The sequence below is a fragment of the Siphonobacter sp. BAB-5385 genome, assembly GCF_002261125.1.
Lineage (GTDB): Bacteria > Bacteroidota > Bacteroidia > Cytophagales > Spirosomataceae > Siphonobacter.
The window spans coordinates 1-18,767 of the sequence record NZ_NMPS01000090.1 but is presented as its reverse complement, the minus strand read 5'-3'; the positions used below and the strand labels follow the sequence as shown (position 1 = coordinate 18,767).

Annotated in this window: 15 protein-coding genes; 10 read left to right on the top strand and 5 right to left on the bottom strand. The window is 50.3% G+C overall.

The features are described from left to right. The first annotated feature begins 25 nt into the window (after window positions 1-25). From BWI93_RS09195 to BWI93_RS09165, 7 genes are all read left to right on the top strand, one after another. Complete coding sequence (locus tag BWI93_RS09195; RefSeq protein ID WP_094810469.1) at window positions 26-1,504, top strand: SusD/RagB family nutrient-binding outer membrane lipoprotein; 1,479 nt, start codon at window positions 26-28, stop codon at window positions 1,502-1,504. 49 nt (window positions 1,505-1,553) lie between these two features. Then, complete coding sequence (locus BWI93_RS09190) at window positions 1,554-2,048, top strand: hypothetical protein (protein WP_094810467.1); 495 nt, start codon at window positions 1,554-1,556, stop codon at window positions 2,046-2,048. Window positions 2,049-2,089: 41 nt separating this feature from the next. After that, the gene (locus BWI93_RS09185) at window positions 2,090-3,214 is read left to right on the top strand and encodes a histidinol-phosphate transaminase (protein WP_094810465.1); all 1,125 of its coding nucleotides are present in this window, start codon (window positions 2,090-2,092) and stop codon (window positions 3,212-3,214) included. A gap of 131 nt (window positions 3,215-3,345) precedes the next feature. Continuing rightward, window positions 3,346-3,699, top strand: a complete 354-nt coding sequence (locus BWI93_RS09180; protein WP_094810463.1) for a CD225/dispanin family protein — start codon at window positions 3,346-3,348, stop codon at window positions 3,697-3,699. Window positions 3,700-3,800: 101 nt separating this feature from the next. Beyond that, window positions 3,801-4,103: a CD225/dispanin family protein gene (locus BWI93_RS09175; RefSeq protein ID WP_094810461.1), complete on the top strand. Its 303-nt coding sequence runs from the start codon at window positions 3,801-3,803 to the stop codon at window positions 4,101-4,103. Between the two features lie 3 nt (window positions 4,104-4,106). Further along, the gene (locus tag BWI93_RS09170; RefSeq protein ID WP_094810458.1) at window positions 4,107-4,529 is read left to right on the top strand and encodes a DUF2752 domain-containing protein; all 423 of its coding nucleotides are present in this window, start codon (window positions 4,107-4,109) and stop codon (window positions 4,527-4,529) included. 294 nt (window positions 4,530-4,823) lie between these two features. After that, on the top strand, window positions 4,824-6,335 hold the full coding sequence (locus BWI93_RS09165; protein WP_094810456.1) for a T9SS type A sorting domain-containing protein: 1,512 nt from the start codon (window positions 4,824-4,826) through the stop codon (window positions 6,333-6,335). Window positions 6,336-6,424: 89 nt separating this feature from the next. Here BWI93_RS09165 and BWI93_RS09160 read toward each other — a convergent pair whose 3' ends face one another. Continuing rightward, window positions 6,425-7,687: an acyltransferase family protein gene (locus tag BWI93_RS09160; protein ID WP_094810454.1), complete on the bottom strand. Its 1,263-nt coding sequence runs from the start codon at window positions 7,685-7,687 to the stop codon at window positions 6,425-6,427. A 235-nt stretch (window positions 7,688-7,922) separates the two neighbouring features. Between BWI93_RS09160 and BWI93_RS09155 the strand changes: the two genes are divergently transcribed. Next, complete coding sequence (locus BWI93_RS09155) at window positions 7,923-10,103, top strand: M28 family peptidase (RefSeq protein WP_094810452.1); 2,181 nt, start codon at window positions 7,923-7,925, stop codon at window positions 10,101-10,103. 278 nt (window positions 10,104-10,381) lie between these two features. On the opposite strand, the gene BWI93_RS09150 is transcribed toward BWI93_RS09155, so the two are convergent. Beyond that, window positions 10,382-10,879 (bottom strand): cupin domain-containing protein, encoded by a 498-nt coding sequence (locus BWI93_RS09150; protein WP_094810450.1) that lies wholly within the window; start codon window positions 10,877-10,879, stop codon window positions 10,382-10,384. A 194-nt stretch (window positions 10,880-11,073) separates the two neighbouring features. Between BWI93_RS09150 and BWI93_RS09145 the strand changes: the two genes are divergently transcribed. Further along, the gene (locus tag BWI93_RS09145) at window positions 11,074-12,507 is read left to right on the top strand and encodes a S41 family peptidase (protein WP_094810448.1); all 1,434 of its coding nucleotides are present in this window, start codon (window positions 11,074-11,076) and stop codon (window positions 12,505-12,507) included. Between the two features lie 67 nt (window positions 12,508-12,574). Here the strand turns inward: BWI93_RS09145 and lon are convergent, their stop codons facing one another. Then, window positions 12,575-15,097, bottom strand: coding sequence for an endopeptidase La (lon, locus tag BWI93_RS09140; RefSeq protein WP_094810446.1), 2,523 nt, complete (start codon window positions 15,095-15,097; stop codon window positions 12,575-12,577). Window positions 15,098-15,329: 232 nt separating this feature from the next. Between lon and BWI93_RS09135 the strand changes: the two genes are divergently transcribed. Beyond that, window positions 15,330-16,295 carry a YheT family hydrolase gene (locus tag BWI93_RS09135; protein WP_094810445.1) on the top strand — a complete coding sequence of 322 codons (966 nt, stop codon included), beginning with the start codon at window positions 15,330-15,332 and terminating at the stop codon, window positions 16,293-16,295. A 114-nt stretch (window positions 16,296-16,409) separates the two neighbouring features. Here BWI93_RS09135 and BWI93_RS09130 read toward each other — a convergent pair whose 3' ends face one another. Both BWI93_RS09130 and BWI93_RS09125 read right to left on the bottom strand, forming a co-directional pair. Then, window positions 16,410-17,645, bottom strand: coding sequence for an MFS transporter (locus BWI93_RS09130; RefSeq protein WP_094810443.1), 1,236 nt, complete (start codon window positions 17,643-17,645; stop codon window positions 16,410-16,412). A 110-nt stretch (window positions 17,646-17,755) separates the two neighbouring features. After that, window positions 17,756-18,535, bottom strand: coding sequence for an ABC transporter permease (locus tag BWI93_RS09125; protein ID WP_094810441.1), 780 nt, complete (start codon window positions 18,533-18,535; stop codon window positions 17,756-17,758). Window positions 18,536-18,767: the final 232 nt, after the last annotated feature.

The window sequence follows — 18,767 nt, the reverse complement described above, 5'->3', positions numbered from 1 at the left end:
TCTGATCAACATTATTCCCTGACGAATGAAAACATTGACGATAAAAACGCTTGCCCTTGCCACCGGAATGGCCCTGATGACCTCGGGCTGCACGGGTAGTTTCGATTCGGTCAACGACAATCCCAACAGTCCGACCAGCGTATCCCCGCAGTACCTGCTGACGTACGCCCTGGAAAAATCCATTGACCGGTACTGGGGCAGCAATACGCGTTTCGAGCGACTCAACCTCGACGCCGCTGAGCTCTGGATTCAGCACCTGGGCCGCAACATTTATTCCAACGAAGGCGATAACTACGAGGCTTCGCAGGCCTTGATGCTCAACAACTGGCAGTCGTTCTTCAATGATTCACAGCTCAATCTCCAACGCATTCTGACGATTACGGATGAAAAAGGCAGCAATCCGAACGCTAATTACTACGGCGTAGCTCTGGTGATGCGGACCTGGGTGTTTTCGGTGCTGACGGATACCTTCGGGGCTATTCCGTACTCGCAGGCTTTGCAGGGCGGTACGGATGCCCCCGTACTGACGCCCAAATACGACGCTCAGGAGCAGGTCTATACCCAAATGCTCGCAGATCTGAAAACGGCCAATGAAAAATTATCGGTAACTGGCCCAGCCATTGCCGGCGATATTGTCTACAACGGCAGTATTCTGAAATGGAAAAAGTTTGCGAACTCCCTTCGCTTACGACTGGCCAACCGGCAAGCCGCCAAGAAACCCGCCGAATCGCGGGCCATTATGAAGGAAATTCTGAGCGACCCGATAACGTATCCCATTTTCACCAGTAACGATGACAATGCCAGTCTGAAAACCACCACATCGCGTCCGTCCAACAATGAGTGGAACGAAACGATGATCTGGGGCAGTCGTACGGACTGGAACCTTTCGCAAACGCTGGTCGATAAGCTGGTGGCCCTGAACGATCCGCGTCTGGGCGTATACGGGAGTCAGCAGGGGGGCGTCTGGCTGGGCGTACCCAACGGCCTACCCGACGCCATTGCGACGACGTACCTGGCCCGAGCCGCCAAAATTGGTACGGCGTTCACCAAAGCCGACGCTCCGGAAGTCATTATGACTTGGTCCGAACTGAATTTCATTCTGGCCGAAGCCGCCATTGATGGGGACATTGAAGGCGGAGCTACGGTAGCGAAAGAGTACTTCGAAAAAGGAGTCAACGCCTCCATGACGCAGTACGGCGTAACGGCCCCGGCTTCTTACTTCACAACGGTAGGTACGGTAACCCGGGAAAAAATTCTGGATCAGAAATGGATCTGTCTCTTTGCCAACGGCGTCGAAGCCTGGGCGGAATGGCGTCGGACGGGGCTGCCCGTATTCCCGGCCAAAGACCCACGTTCGGTTTTTGCCAACGACGGCGTACTACCCACGCGACTCCCCTATCCCGGCTCGGAAGCTTCGCTCAACGCAACGAATATGAAAGAAGGCATCAGCCTCAACGGTGGTACAGACGATTTCAAAACCAAACTCTGGTGGGCCGAAAAATAGCGGGACGTACCCCGTTTGCCTATTGTCCATCTAAGCACTTAAGGATTCCATGAAGAACATACTGACCCCCCTGGCCTTGCTTGCCTGTTTAGGTTTCATTACCGCCTGCGAAAAGGCCGAAGATCCTTTTGTCCCCCGGGAAGTGGCCCCCGCTCTGGTTCAAATCGTGAATGCGACCTACCAAACGGATTTTGCTACGGAACCGAACGTGCCTTCCGACAGTACGGCTCCACTGGCTCTGAAAATCCGGGTATTGAAGCTCGATAAAACCAATATTCTGGATCATACCAAGGGCATTGACTCCATTCCCGTACCGAATCTGAATGTCAAGCTGTTGAAACGCGACGGCACCGCCCTGGGTGAGGGTACTACGGATGCTTCCGGTACGCTTACGCTTACTAAAACCTGGGCTGAACTGGGTCTGGTGCCGAACTACGCCAACCCGCCCCTCAAGTACTATAAAGGACAGATCGTACGGTTGTCCTGGACGGGTGCGGTGGATGGCGTGGCCTTTACCCGATTTTCTTCTGTATCTGTTCGTTAATGCCTTTTTGAATCGATTCATAACCACTAAACGCAGCATCCATGAACCGTCGTAACTGGCTTAAATCCGGGGCCTTGGCCGTCGCCGGAGCAAGCGTACCTGATTTCTGGCGACCCGCCGAAGCCGCAGCCGTCGGACTGCCCAAGCTGGCGGGCCTACCCATCAAAGCCCGTTTGATGTCGAATGAAAATCCGTACGGGCCCTCTGCCAAAGCTCAGAAAGCGATTGCCGAAGCGATTTCGAGTGGCTGGATGTACCCTCGTGAGTCGATCATGACCTTTAAAAAAATGATTGCCCGGGAAAACGGCGTCAGCGAAGCCCACGTCCTGCTCGGAGCCGGTTCGGGCGAGTTACTGATGGCTTCCGGCATTCATTACACCCTAAAAGGCGGAGCCGCTACCAATATCGTAGGCGGTGACCCGACTTACATGCAGCTGTTGCGGACGGCCCTGGCCCTGGGAGCCGAATTCAAAAAAACGCCCCTGACGAAAGATTTCACGTACGATTTCAACGGCATGGCGGCGGCAGTCAACGATAAAACGTCGCTCGTTTACCTCTGCAATCCGAATAATCCAACGGGTATTCTGGAAGATGCTTCAAAAATGACGGCTTTTTGCGAAGACCTCTCCAAGAAGAAACCGCTGTTCATTGACGAAGCGTACATGGATTACGCGGCTGACCCTAAAGCCAGCAGCATGACCGAACTGGTCAAGAAAGGACATAACGTACTCATTGCCCGCACCTTTTCCAAAATTCACGGTTTTGCCGGTTTACGCATTGGCTATCTGATTGGTCAACCCGATACGCTCCGGGAAATCAACAAATTCTGTACCGGCGGCGGCAGTATGTCAGCCACCTCCGTGAAGGGAGCCATTGCCAGTTACATGGATACGGATTTTCTGACCTACTCGAAGGCCAAATGCCTGGAGTCGAAAGAATACCTGTACAAAACACTCAAGGACAAAGGATACGACTACCTGCCTTCGTCGGCGAACTTCGTACTCTTTCCCATCAAAACGGAGGGTAAAGGCTTCGTGGAGAAAATGGCCCAGAAAGGCGTAGCTATCAAAAGCTGGGAGTTCGCCGGACAACACTGGTGCCGCGTTTCGATGGGTACCCTGGATGAAATGAAAACCTTTGGCGAAGCCTTCGGTACATTAGCCTGATCAACCTCTTCTTCTATCTGTTACCGCTCTGGTTTACCGGAGCGGTTTCTTTGTTTTAGGTACCGCTGTTTGTTTCAGAATTTCCTTATTATTGCTTATTGATTGATGTTCACCACTAAACCTATCTATGCATGAGTATTACCCCTCCTTTTCCGCCCAACCCAGGGCTCAACCCAGCTACGCCTCTAAAACCCAAAAACTGGCTTACTGAAAATATCGTTGCGACGGTTGTGGGCCTCTTTTGCTGCTGCGGGGTTAATGCGATTACCGGCGTCATTGGCATCGTATTCTCGACGCAAGTCGACACGAAATACAACGCGGGCGACTACGCCGGAGCGGAAAGTTCTGCCAATACGGCCAAAATTATGTTTTACGTAACGGCCGGTCTGGTAGCTCTGGGTGTTATTTTGAATATTATCTCTTTCTTCTTGTACGGGGGGCTGATGTTCAAACAAATGCAGGATAATTATAATTACAGCATGTAACCCAAAACGAGCCAACTGTCAAGGGGTACCTGCCTACTTTTCGAACGCTCGCTGCCTCACTTTTAATCTCCGCTAACGCTTCTTCTTTCCTCTGTATTTTTATGGAAAATACCCCCTCCTACATGGCTCCTCCCAAACCGTACAACTGGCTGGTACCCGCTATCCTGGTCACGCTTTTCTGCTGTAACTATCTGGGTGTTGTGGGAGTTGTTTACGCCGCCCGGGTGGAAACCAAGTATAATTTAGGTGATTACGCGGGTGCCGATAATGACGCCCGTCAGGCCAAACTCTGGACGCTGGTTCCGCTGGCCGTGGGGGTTATCGCCTGGATTATCCTTATGGTATTCTACGGAGCCCTGATCACCAGTACGATGCGAACCGGAGGCGTACCCAATACCTATTAACGAATGGCTCCTGCCTTACGACTTTTTTTATACTGGATGGTGGCGGCTATGACCATAGCCGTCGCCTTTCTGTATTATGAATTCAACCCCGTTGAACACGCTTTTTTCCCACCCTGTTTATTCCGGCAGTATACGGGATTACACTGCCCGGGCTGTGGGGCTCAGCGGGCGTTACACCAACTTCTGCACGGCAACATTCGGGAAGCTTTCCGCTACAATGCCTTGTTATTGTTGATGATTCCGTACGTGAGTCTGGGCTTTGTGCTCAGCGTTCGCACGCATTTTCACGGAACGGGTTACGAGACGATGCCGCAGGCTTATCGTAATCCCCGAATCATTATTGGGATCCTGATCGTCATTTGTTTATTCTGGATTTTTCGAAACATTCCGGCAGAACCCTTTTCGTGGCTTGCTCCGCATGATTAAGTATATAAACTTAAAATCATTCCAATGTCAATAGTGTTCCGTTTATTGCCTAACTAGCAGTTCAAATGTTTCTGATCTAATGAGAACGTATATATAAAATAACTCAAAAAACTGACAGTAAGGTTCTGATAATTAACCAGGAACCGCGAATTATCACTTAAAACGTATACACAAATTTTTATATACGCTAATGCTTGCTAGCCAGCCATTGCTCCGTATATTGCCTTCAATTTTTGCTTAGCCACTCATTAATGACGATTAAGACCGGCTATTCGAACAATCAATTCGTCTTCTATGAAAAAAAATTACCTATCTGCTTTCCTTCTGGGGAGTTTATTAGCAGCAGGCACCGCCAAAGCCCAGCTAGTAATCAATGGTACTAAATTCTCTAATTCGGGATACGTAAGTAATTACTCCTCCTATACCGAAGTTAAGTCCGCATCCAACTCAAATTACGCAGCCAGCAACCGTTCTGTGTTTGAACACTTTGAGACGTCACCACAGGCTCTCCGGGTAGACAATGCTTACGAGGCTAATTTAGCCGATGGTAGTACTGATGAGTTTAAAGGACCTAATGGCTCCCCCGGCGTTCAGGGCGTAAGTGGTTCCGTAGCCCCCAATTTTCATACGCTGATTCTGAACAACGGAGCAACGTTCGCAATCACGAACACGAAGGGGGCCAATGTGTATGGCTCGGCCCAGCTTAACAACGGCATCACCACAACCAACCGATCCCTGCGGCAAGAGGGTGCCCTCCGCTTTCAGAACGGAGCTACGTACCAAAACGGCAATACAGACGCCCGGCACGTAAACGGCTATGTCAGTAAGGTTGGTAACAATGAATTTACGTTTCCAGTCGGTTCGGGTAGCGACCTTCGCACCCTGAAAATGTCAGCTCCGAGTGCCAACTCCCATTTCAGTACGGCCTGGAATACCAGTCAGCCTGCGAATACTTCGGCTAAAGAAAACGCCATTCAGGCCATTGCGGCAGCTGGTTTCTGGGACTGGATTACCGTTACTCCCAGCTCATCTCCTCTGACCATTACAGTTTCCATTCCGGATCTGAGTGCGTTTGCAGGTACTGAAAGCCTGCGACTGGTGGGTTGGAACGGTTCGCAGTGGGTATCGCTAAGCAGTGGTCCTTCGGCAACGGGCAATACGGAAAACAGCACGCTGCAAGGCATCATTCCGGCTAATAGCTCCACCATTACCGCTCTGGCCATTGGTAGTAGCTCCGGAGCACTGCCGGTATCACTGGCAGCGTTTACCGCAAAAGCCGTAGATAATCAGAAAGCGGCTCTGGATTGGGTTACTGCGGGGGAAAAGAATAACGCCTTTTTCGAAGTACAACACTCCATCAACGCTCAGCAGTACGAAACAGTTGGGCAGCTGAAGGGGCAGGGAACGACTTACGCCCGCACGAGTTATACATTTACGCACGACGGACTGAGTCCGGCCAGCATTCATTACTACCGCCTCAAGCAGGTCGATCTGGACGGAAGCTTTACTTATAGTCCCGTTCGTTCGGTGAAACTGGAAGGCTACCTGGGTATTGAACTGTACGCAACGGTAGAACCTGGCCGTACGGTAAAAGCTTTTGTCAAATACGGTGATGATCAACTCTCCGACCAGGCTACTGTATCACTCGTCGATCTGTCCGGCCGTAAGCTTAGTTCAAAAGCGGTATCGCTACAGAAAGGTACGAACCCGGTTGAGTTTTCCGCGGCTTCCCTCGGGGCAGGTCTGTACCTGATTCGTCTGGAAAATGCTTCTCAAAATTCAACAGTGAAAGTGGCTATTCCATAAAGCTGTTGCTATTCTATTTCTAAAAGAGAGGCGTTCCGAAGTTCGGAACGCCTCTCTTTTTGTACGTCAGTAATGCTATTGTTATTTTCTTAAACTTTTACTACGACTCCTTTTCGGTATAAAACCCAGACAATCAGTCCCCAGAAAGCCAGGTACAGTAAAGCCCAGGCCAAAGAAGCATTCATTGGATTGGAAAATTGCGGAACCAGTAGATCGCTATACAAATAGTGTTGCAGACTTACGGACTTTCCGTTCGTGTGAACCGGAATCGCGGAAAGAATACGGGGAATGATTCCTGAGAAAAAGAAAACAAGCATGGGATTGACCCCGAACACGACAAACGGCAGCGTCCACCCTTTACTACCTTTGACATCAATCCAATAGTACAGTCCACTCAATACCACCAAAGCCCAACCCGCGGCTACTACTACGTACGAACTCGTCCACAGGGCTTTATTGATAGGAAATACAATATGCCATACACTTCCAAGTACAATACCACCCAGACCTGCCAGCAACAAATACCGGGCTTTCTGCGGACCCGTCAGGCTTGGTGTACGCAGTAAGGTACCAGTCAAAAGCCCCGCAATGCCCGTACCGAGAGCGGGTAAGGTACTTAAAATTCCTTCCGGGTCCCAGGTTTTGGCACTCGCCCATAAATGGCCCGGCAACAACGTATAATCCAACCAGGCGGCCAGATTGGTTCCTTTGTCCTGATTGGCTTCACCCACACCGGGTACGGGAATCAGCGTCATTAGTCCCCAATACAACAGCAGTACGGTCACCCCTACAACGGCCTGTACCTGCCAGGAAGTTCGCAAGTACAGCACCGCAATTAGTCCGTACACCATCGCAATGCGTTGCAAAACACCGGGAATGCGGACTGTCTCATACGCATCAAAACCGCCAAAGGCCAGAAGGATCATGAGCAGGAAGGTGCTAAGGGCGACATAGAATTGATACTTCTTTTCGTATTCGCTGAATAAAGCCCAGGCAAGTATCGCCATGATCGCCAGTCGTCCCAGCAGCAAAGTTGGCCCTTCCAGACCCGGCAATTGAATTTTCGAGAAAAAGAATAGAAACCAGCCCAGACAAAAAATGCGTAGGGTTCGAATCGCAATTTTTAGCAGTGTATCCGAATCCCAGCGTTTATGCGGCATAGCCAGCACGACCGACACCCCTACGATGAGCAGAAAGGTGGGAAAAACCAGGTCTGTGGGGTGATACCCGTGCCATTCGGCGTGAAGCAATGGAGGGTAGACGTGACCCCAGTCGCCGGGATTGTTGACGACCGTCATGAGCATAATGGTAAGCCCCCGAAGCACGTCCAGTGAAAGTAAGCGGTTTTTCATAGAAAGAAAGATACGGAATCAACAACCCGCAAAAATGGGCAAGCCATACGGATTCTGCTAGGGATGGCAGGAATTCATTTCAACAAATCCACGATTTGCGTAATTTTCAACGGTATTTTCTTCCTTGGACCTTATTTTCCGTGGCCTTTCCTGTATTTTTCAATCAGTTTTCGAGGACTCGCTTTTGTTTGTCTTTCGAACCCCGTCTTTCACCCGTTTCAACACGTTCTTTCCGATGAAAACCGTACTTCTACCCCTATTCGCCTTTGGACTGACGAGTCTGGTACAAGCCCAGCAGCTTACCGGATTTACACCGAACCGTCAGACTTCTGAGCTAAACCTGGAAGCTGAATTCAAGAAACACCAGTCGGCGGCGACTTATAAAGAGCATTTAACCCGTCTGACGAGCGTACCACACGTAGCCGGTACTCCCGAAAACGAGAAAGTCCGCGATTACATCGCTGAAACCATGCGAAAAGCAGGCTGGCAGGTGGACATTTATCCGCATGACATTTACTTACCCAAAGGTCCGGGCGAAGTGGCCGTGGAAGTCGTACAGCCCATTCGGCAGCCTCTCAACATCCGCGAATATCTTTTTCCGGAAGACAAATACGCCAGCGACCCCCGGCTGATGCCCGGCTGGAACGCCTACTCCGGGTCGGGCGATGTAACGGCGGAAGTGGTGTACGCCAATTACGGTCGAAAAGAAGATTTCGAGAAGCTCAAAGCTCTGGGCATTTCGGTACAGGGCAAAGTCGTACTGGCCCGGTATGGCGGTAATTTCCGGGGCTATAAGGCCCAGTTTGCTCAGGCGGCGGGGGCGGCGGGCCTCATCATTTATACCGATCCGGCGGACAATGGCTACGCCAAAGGTCTGACGTTTCCGGAAGGTCCTCAGCCCAGTGAAAGCGTTATTCAACGCGGTTCTTTGTTGACCGTAAATTATACGGGTGATCCGTTGACCCCTTTTGAGCCAGCACTTCCCATCGATGGCAAAGTGAAGGTAAAACGCCTCGATCCGAAAGACGTGGATTTGCATAAAATTCCAGTAACTCCCATTCCGTACGCCTCCGCTCTGGAAATCATGAAGCAAATGAAGGGAGCGAAGGCGGTACCCACGGGCTGGCAGGGCGGCTTGCCCTTCACCTACCGACTCGAAGGCGGACCAGGCCTGACCGTACGCCTGAAAGTGAAACAAGAGATTGCCATTACCCGCGTGTACGAAGTCGTAGGTACGCTGACGGGTACTGAATTTCCAAACGAATGGATCATCGCCGGATGCCATTACGACGCCTGGGCTTACGGTTCAACGGACCCTAATAGCGGTACGGCTATGCTACTGGGCCTCACGGAATCATTGGGTAAGCTGGCGAAAGCCGGGCAGAAACCCCGCCGTACTATTAAAGTAGCCCATTGGGATGCGGAAGAATTCGGCGTAATCGGCTCGGCCGAATGGGCCGAACAATTTCGGGATGAACTGACCAAAAACGCCGTGGCGTACATGAACTTCGATGCTGCCGTTTCGGGTCGGGTATTCGGGGCCAGTGCTTCGCCTTCACTGAAAAAGCTACTTATTGAAGCCACCCAAGCCGTAGCGTATCCGGATTCCAACAAAACGGTCTATCAGCATTGGCTGGCTCAGACTTCGCCCCGCAGTGGCAGTACGGTTGGAATTGCGTCCTCGGCTCCGGCACTGGCGGCCAATGAGCCGACCATCGGTAACCTCGGTGGTGGCTCCGATCACATCGGTCCATACATGCACGTGGGCGTACCTTCCCTCAGTGCAGGCGTGGGCGGTCCTACGTTATATCACTCTTCCTACGACGATCTGTTCTTCTACCATAAATTCGTCGATTCTACCTATAAGATGGGTCCAATGGTGGAACAGGTGGTCGGAACGATGGCCCTGCGACTCGCCAATGCGGACATCCTGCCCTATGATCTGGTTCGCTACGCCAGTGACCTGACCACGCACTTGAAAGCCGCCGAGAAAGCGATCAAGGCCTACGCTCCTACGTACTCCATCGAACCCTTACTAGCCACAGTAGCGGATCTGAAAAAGAATGCGGAAGCAGCGGAAGCAGCCCGCCAAAGCTATCTGGCGGCGGGTCGTACGGATAAAGCTCAGGAACTCAACAAGATTATGCTTCAGCTCGAACAGTCGTTTATTGATAAGAAAGGCATGGCCTTTGGCTCCTGGTACCGTTCCCTGTACGCATCCTCGGATCCGTACAGTGGCTATGCGTCCTGGATGTTACCCGGTTTGTTGTACGAGGCTTCCTTAAAATCGACCGCGAATCTGCCGGACCTGGAGAATCGGTACAAAACGGCGATTCAGTCCCTGAGCGGTAAGCTGGCTAGCTTAGTACAAGCGGTAAACAAGAGTGCGGGGGCTTCGCTGGGCGGTAGTAAATAGCCTGATTCAAGGGTTTCCATTCAGGTAGGATAAAGATCACTAGATCGCCCCGATTTATAATCCTCATGGCATGAATCGGGGCGGCACTGGTCGAGCGTCTCCGACGCGAATTCTTAACATCCTATCCCCCGCATTGCATACGGGGCTATTGAAATTAAACCCCTCCGGGGTTACAGTTTCAGGTCTGTTCCCCGGCTCGCCCGATCATTCCATAAGGGTTATAAATCGGAGCGAGCCGGGTGAATGCTAGTCGGGCGTCTACGACGTAAACTCAATTCCTACGTATGCCATTCCGGCATTTCTTTCGCACCCGTCACCGGATCCTGCGATGGCATGGGTACGGCAGCAATGTTTCGATCCGCTTGGGGACGGTCGCCCTTTTCACCCTTCAGTAAATCCCAGTCTTTGCCTTCGGGATACTCTCCTACCACGCCAAAATCACTACTGGCTTCGAGCTTCTTGTGACCAACGCCCGCTGGAATCACCAGCACATCGCCCGCCTGTACGTGGATCGACTGTCCTTTTTCGCCACCCATTTGTAAAGTGGCTTGTCCGCTGTAGACGCCCAGTACTTCGTGCGAAATACTATGGTAGTGGTGATAGGGATACACTCCATTTCGCCAGGAATTACGCCAGCGATGTTCGGAAAAGAGCGTCTCGAATCGCCGGGCCAGGTCCTTTTCTCCCGCTTTAAAAACCGCGGAATAGATCAATAAGGGTAAGGCGTTGTTAGGTATTACACCATCGTCTTTGAAATGCAAACGTTCCGGTTTCATGAAAGAAGGACGCGTTAAAGGAGTATGACAGTACGGACAGCCTGGGGCGAAAGAAGTATACCAATCCCTGCGAACGTAGCCTTTTCGGCACGCCCCGTCGCTAAAAATGCGGCGAGTATCGGCTAGTGTTTTCCGTTGACTAACGTCCGTTTTCAAGCCTGCGTATAGGTCAGTAAACAATCGCAACCAGCACCGTGAAATACGCAATCACTTATTCCCTACTGGCCCTTGCCTTACTGACGGGCTGCAAAAAAGATACGGATGCGACTACGCCCGCTACCCACTCGGAAGAAAATACGCCGATTAACCAATGGATTTACGAACAAATGCAGGCCTATTATCTCTGGACGGATCAGCTACCGGTGGAAAATACGACCGATCAGACCCTCGCTCCGGAGGATTATTTTAATTCCCTGCTCTACACCTATAACGCAACGACGAATCCGCAGGGCGACCGTTTTTCTTACCTTTCTTCGGATGCCGAATCGCTGGAAGCGGCCCTTAACGGGGAAAGCCTGACCACGGGTATGCAATTCCGGCTCTTTTACCGGGATAATGCGAATGTAAATGTGGTGGGGCAGGTACTGTACGTACTGAAAAATTCACCCGCTGATCTGGCCGGTTTCAAACGGGGGGATGTCTTTACGAAAGTGAACGGTACGACATTGACCGTTAACAACTACAGTGAATTACTGTATGGGTCGGGAACGACGTCCGCATTTACCCTCGGTACAGTCAATACCACCACGGGCACCCTGGATGATACGAGTACCACCCGATCCGTAACGGCAACGACTTTTCAGGAAGATCCGGTTTACCTGGATTCCGTGTACACCGTCAACGGAAAGAGCGTAGGTTATCTCTTGTATAACCAGTTTGTATCGAGTCCGAATGGCTCGTCCAGCAATGCGTACGACAATCACCTGCGGCAGATTTTCGCCCACTTTAAAGCGGCGGGCATTCAGGAGTTGGTTCTGGATTTACGCTACAATCCCGGTGGATCGGGTGCTACGGCTATCAATCTGGCCAGTATGATTGTTAAATACAGCGGTGCCGATCAGGTTTTCTACCGCGAAGAATACAACACTGAGCTGAATAAGTATCTGCAGCAACAGTACGGTAGCGATTCGTTCAACGCCTATTTTACCAATGAAGTTAATAATGTGGGGAATCAGATCAGCAAGGTTACCATCCTGACGTCGGAATGGACGGCCTCCGCAAGTGAGCTGGTGATCAATGGATTAAAGCCGTACATGAACGTGCAGCTGATTGGCGAAACCACGTATGGAAAAAACGTAGGTTCGACCACCCTGACCGACGATTCGGGTAAGATCAAATACGCTCTGCAACCCATCATTGTTAAAGTCTACAATAGCCTGGGGCAATCGGATTACACGGCAGGATTTACGCCCGCTATCGTATTGTCGGAACCTTTTAACCTGTATCCGCTGGGCAGTACGCAGGAGGCCTTACTGCAAACAGCTTTGTACGGAAGCAGTACTTCCGGTCGGCAGGCAGCAGGTATCCATGCCGTGGCTTCTTCGCTCACTCAAAAAACGCTGTTTGGGAAACTACTGATTCGAAGCAAAGATCAGCGTATTCAGTCCTTTTTTAAAAATCGGTTTTAATCTAATGCTTTTTAAGCCAGAAAGGCTGCCTTACCGGGCAGCCTTTCTCGTTTGTAGTAATTCAGTATTAATTCAATACGACCACTTCAGTGGTGGTGGTATCTACTGGTTTCCCTTTATCCTCGGGGAATACGAAGTTGATCGGGCGTTCCACTTTTTCTTCCAGCAGAGCCACTTTCAACACGTCTTCCACCCGGTCGGCATAGTGGAACGTCAGATCCTGGATGTACGATTTATTGATTTCTTCAATGTCCTTGCGGTTCTTCGTACACAGGATCACCTCTTTGATACCGGCTCGTTTCGCAGCAAGAATTTTCTCCTTGATGCCACCCACGGGAAGTACTTTTCCACGCAGGGTAATCTCACCCGTCATGGCCAGATTCGACTTCACTTTCCGCTGCGTAAAGGCCGATGCCATCGAGGTAATCATCGTAACCCCCGCCGACGGTCCGTCTTTCGGTACTGCCCCCGCCGGTACGTGAACGTGCAGGTTATAGTACTCGAAAAGTCGCTCGTCGATGTTGAGTTCCTCCGCGTGAGCTTTCAGGTAACTCAGGGCCGTAATGGCTGATTCTTTCATGACATCGCCCAACTGACCCGACAAGGTAAGCGTACCACGTCCCCGATTCAGGCTTGATTCAACGAACAGAATTTCACCCCCCACGCTAGTCCAGGCCAGACCCGTCACGACACCAGCGGTATCGTTATTGTCGTACTCGTCCTTGTCAAACGTTTCGGGCCCCAGCAGTTTGATTACATCTTCGGGCCGAACGGTTTTGGGATACTCTTCCTCCAGAGCGATGGCCTTGGTGATTTTCCGAACCAGCGAACCAATTTTCTGCTCCAGGGCTCGTACCCCCGATTCACGGGTATAGCCTTCAATGATTTTCTGAACGGCTGCGTCAGTAAAATTCAGCATTTTACCGTCCAGGCCGTGTTCGTGTTTTTGCTTGGGAATCAGGTACTTTTTACCAATCTGTACCTTTTCTTCCATCGTATAACCCGTCAAGTCAATGATTTCCATCCGGTCGCGAAGAGCGGGCTGAATGGGTTCAAGCGAGTTGGCTGTTGCAATGAATAGTACTTTCGACAGGTCGTATTCTACTTCCAGATAATTATCCTGGAAACTGCTGTTCTGTTCGGGATCCAATACTTCCAGTAAGGCCGAGGATGGATCGCCCCGAAAGTCACTGGACACTTTATCAATCTCATCCAGAATAAAGACTGGGTTGGAAGATTTCGCCTTCCGAATGTTCTGGATGATCTTACCCGGCATGGCACCGATGTACGTTTTCCGGTGGCCCCGGATTTCGGACTCATCGTGTACACCACCCAGAGCCATCCGTACGTACTTACGTCCGAGGGCTTTGGCTACGGATTTACCCAGCGAAGTTTTACCGACGCCCGGAGGGCCATACAGACACAAAATGGGGGCTTTCATGTTGCCCTTCATTTTCAGTACGGCCAAGTATTCGATGATGCGTTCTTTGACTTTCTCCAGTCCGAAGTGATCCTGATCCAGAATCTTCTGAGCTTTTTTAAGGTCGAAGAAATCTTTGGTATGCTCGTTCCAGGGCAGGTCAACCATCAGCTCCAGGTAGTTCATCCCAATGGGATACTCCGGCGACATCGGGTTGGTCCGACGTAGTTTGCTGATTTCTTTCTGAAACTGCTCACTGACCTCCTTGCTCCATTTCTTCTGAGCGGCTTTAGCCTGTAAGGCATCAATTTCCTGTTCGGGGGAATCAATACCCAGCTCTTCCTGAAGCACTTTGATCTGCTGCCGGATGTAGTAATCCCGCTGTTGCTGATCAATTTCACTGCTGGCTTTCGACTGGATTTCCCGTTTCATTTCCAGCAACTGAATGTCCTTCAGCATCACCTCCAGCAACTTGGTTGCCTGTTGTAGTGAATCGAACGTTTCCAGCAGGGCCTGCTTCTCAGGCTGATCAGCGTTGGTATTCGCCGACAGGAAATGAATCAGGAAGTTATTGGATTCAATGTTATCTAGGGCAATCTGAGCTTCGCGGGGAATTTCCGGATTCAGATTCAGACTTTTATGAGCAGCATCCCGCAGGGACTGAATCAGAGCTTTGGCTTCGCGGTTGGGTTTAGCCGGGAAATTGTCATCCACGTACGAAACCTTGGCCAGAAAGTGCGGCTCTTCTTTCAGAAACTCTTCAATCTGAAAACGCTTTTTCCCCTGTACGATAATGGTGACATTACCATCGGGTAAAACAATCATTTTCAAAATATTAGCCAGCGTACCAACCCGGTAGAGATCATCCGCAGTAGGCTCCTCCTTCTGGGGATTCGCCATGGCTACTACTCCTACTACTTTATTCTTGGACTTGTACTGCTTTTTAACCAGACGAATGGATTTCTGACGACCTACAGTTACCGGAATAACCATTCCCGGAAACAACACAATGTTCCGGATGGGTAAGATGGGCAATTGTTCGGCATAGGTAGCGGGGTCATCATTATCATCAAAATCTCCGGCAGACAGCGGAATCATTTCCATACTGTCAAAATCAGACATTTCGACCAGACGCAGGTTAGCAAGGGAATCCGTCTTTTTATTATTCATATAGCAAGTACCTGTCATGTTGGCAGGAAAAACAATCGATCGAAAAACGAAACTACGAAAAAGTTCGCGGTAGGTATAAGGCGAAAGGACTGTGCCAGGAATAAATTACGCAGTGGTTTCGCCCTAACTCCTACTTAAACGTATAGTTCTTCGTTAATATCAAAAAATAATATACCATTTTTTACAAAACTTTTTCATCCGCCCCCTTGCTTTCCTGTAGCAGCGACCTGATATGCCGATCCTTACTCATTCTACCTATACTGCTCCGTTCTGGATGCAGAATGCTCATTTCTCCACGATTTATCCGAGTACGCTGCGACGCGTGGCCGGAGTGACGTATACCAGAGAACGTCTGGAATTGGTGGATGGTGACTTTCTGGATTTAGACTGGAGTTGGTCCCAGCAGCCCCATCCCTGCAAGCCTTCGCTGGCTTTGCTTACGCACGGTTACCTGGGAAATTCGACCCGTCAATACATGCTTGGAGCCGTGCGGGCCTTCAATGAAGCGGGCTTCGACGCTTTAGCCTGGAATCACCGGGGTTTGAGTGGCGAGGCCAATCGGCTCGAAAAAATGACGACCCACGGCAGCACTGACGATTTGGCTGAAGTAATTCAATATGCACTGGGCAAAGGTTATACCTCGATTTCGCTCGTTGGTTTCAGCAAGGGCGGAAATTTAGCCTTGAAGTACGCCGGCGAGCAGGGTTCGCAACTTTCCGACGCTATCCAGTCGGTAGTGGCTGTCTCTACCCCTACGGATATGCCGGGGAGTATGGCCGCCTGCCGGGGCACCTTTTATGAATGGTACTTTCTGCGAAAATTACGCAAGTTTCTGTCGACACGAAAGCATCTGATCGATCAACAGCTATACGCTCAGTTTGATCGCTACCGTACCCTCGACGACTTTTCCAACGAATATATTTCACCCTTTTTTGGCTGGAAGGACTACGCAGAAGCGACCTCGGCTTTACCCTATCTTTCTAACATTCGGGTACGGAGTCTGCTGCTCAACGCTCAAAATGACCCCATTCTTTCGCCCAGCTGTTCTCCCGAAACGCTGGCCCGGCAATCGGATTACCTGTGGCTGGAAACGCCCCGTTTGGGCGGCCATTGCGGCTTTTATGAGGCCTCGAAAGATGGACTGTACTGGGTGGACCGCCGTATTGTGAATTTTGTGCAACAGGAACCAAAGCTTTAGCACGCCGAAGCTTGGTTTCATCGTACAGGAGGTTCGTACTGCACACGCCTGGTTATACGCTTCCGAAAATTGAAACTTCCGGAAGCGTATAACTGGCACCTGACTCTGCGGCTATTATTCCACGTAATCCAGTTCTTTGGCAAAGGTTTCTTCCACGCTCCAGTTGGAAATAAAGGCCAGGATCAGACAGACCATTCCAACCGTCAACGCTGAACCAATCAGGCCCAGCGACGGAATAAAGGCTTTAAACAGAATACTGATGGGAATCACGGCCCCACGAACGAAATTAGGAATGGTCGTGGTAACCGTAGCCCGTAGATTGGTACCAAATTGCTCGGAAGACATCGTGACAAACATGGCCCAGTAACCCGCAAAAAATCCGAGGGCAAAACACAGCCAGTAAAAACCCTGCGGGGATAATCCGCTGGAATTCAGGTAAAAAATAACTAGTGAAGATAGAATAATCAGATAAAAATAAATGGCTTTTTTCCGGCTACGAATCTGCTGACTCAGCAAACCAACGCCTATATCACCCAGTGAAAGTCCGGCGTACAGGTAAGCGATGGTGAGGTTGGGCCGGATACCACTTACCCCCAGGGCTTTCACCAACTCCGGTGCGGAAAGAACCAGTACCGAAATCACGTACCAGATGGGAATGCCAATGAAGATACAGGCCAGGTATTTCCTGAACCGGGCACCGTTTGTAAACAGACTCAGGAAATCGCCTTTCGTCACATTGGACTGTTCGGTTTTCTCAAATAGATCCGATTCATAGGTACCGATTCGCAACGTCAACAAAGCCAGTCCCAAACCGCCACCGATAAAGTACAGCACTCGCCAGTTCGGAATCCATTCGGGGAGTAATGCCGCAAATACGGCTCCCGAAGCTCCAAAACCCGCTACGATCAATGTCCCGTACCCGCGTTTTTCCTTGGGCATGGTTTCATTGACGAGGGTAATCCCGGCTCCCAGTTCACCGGCCAGCCCCACACCCGCGATGAAACGCAGGACGGCGTAGACGGTTAAATCGTTAATGAGACCGTTGATAGCATTGGCCAGCGAATACATCACGATCGAACCAAACAGTACGGATTTGCGGCCTTTCTTATCACCGATAACGCCCCAGAAAATACCCCCGAGCAGCATCCCGGCCATTTGCCAGTTAAAAAGCGTAGTGCCCTGAGCCAGTAACTGATCTTCAGGAACGCCGAGTTCCCGCAGGCTCGGATTACGAATGACGCCGAATAAAATCAGGTCGTAGACATCCACAAAATAGCCCAGTGCTGCTACCAGAATGAGCGTATAGGCCGAACGCGTTGAAGACGTAGACAGGGATACTGAAGTTGACATGAATTGCAATGGGGTACGTTAAAAATCCGGCCAAAATACGGCAGTCCTGCAAAACATCCAACGCCCTAAACTCTTTTAATTTCTGTTTAATCTTCTATTTTATTTGGTATTTATCCCATATTACGGCGAGAAATGTCCAAATACCCGATTACGTTCAAAACAATAAAATACCCGATACTAATCCATTCGTGCTTCTGTAATAGCCCCTCCGGCTGTAACCGAGCAGACAGAATCGTATACGCATACGGAAACCAGTCAATGTATTCCCATTTCTGTTGTAATAGAATGGTTGCCAGCACTAATCCCATCAACGCCATACCAATAGGTACGATGAGGTTCTTGATCCGGGTGGCGAGCCAGTAGTGAATGCCCGATATCGCCAGCGTTGCCAGATAAGCTTTTGTCGTCGCTTTCAGCCACATCGTCAGATCAGGCCCCTGATTGCCGAAACCATAGTTTTCGTTGATGAACGAAAGAGTGAACCCGGCTACTATAATGAGAGAATTGAACAAAATGAAATTCAACAGTATCAACGCCTGAATGAGCAGCAGCTTTCCTAACCAGACGGAAGCTTTGGGGAAGGGCTGCGTAAAAACGTACTTCCAGGTATTGGAACGGTGTTCAATATTCACCACCATACTGTTGATGAGTACAATGAAAAAAGGCAGGAATAGAGCAATGTTGATTTGCCAGCAGCGACCCGCAAACAAATCCCAGGCACTGATGGCCGCCTTCGCTGGCATGAAAAAGTTTTGGGGTTTGGCCAGGTAGCCAATGCACAGGAGTACCGGAGCGAAGGCCGCACCCGCTACCGTCAGCCAGAAAGCGGCGGTATTGCGGGTTTTCAGCATTTCAATGCGAAAGGATTGAGGAATATAGGTGAGGAGCATGGGTTTTGTGTTGAGGTTATAGAAGGGTTTAATTTATACAGTAAGAGGTCCGATCATAATAGGGCTGTTTTTAGTCATGCCGGGCTGGTCTTCCATCGTTATTCAATCAACTAGTATCATAGGATGGTTATTTCGTCCTGTAAATGCGGCTGGTTGTTTAGTCAGTATCGCGAACACCGCTCTTTTCATCCTGCACAAAGCCACCGCGTTGCGGATGAAAAAGGCGGTTTTT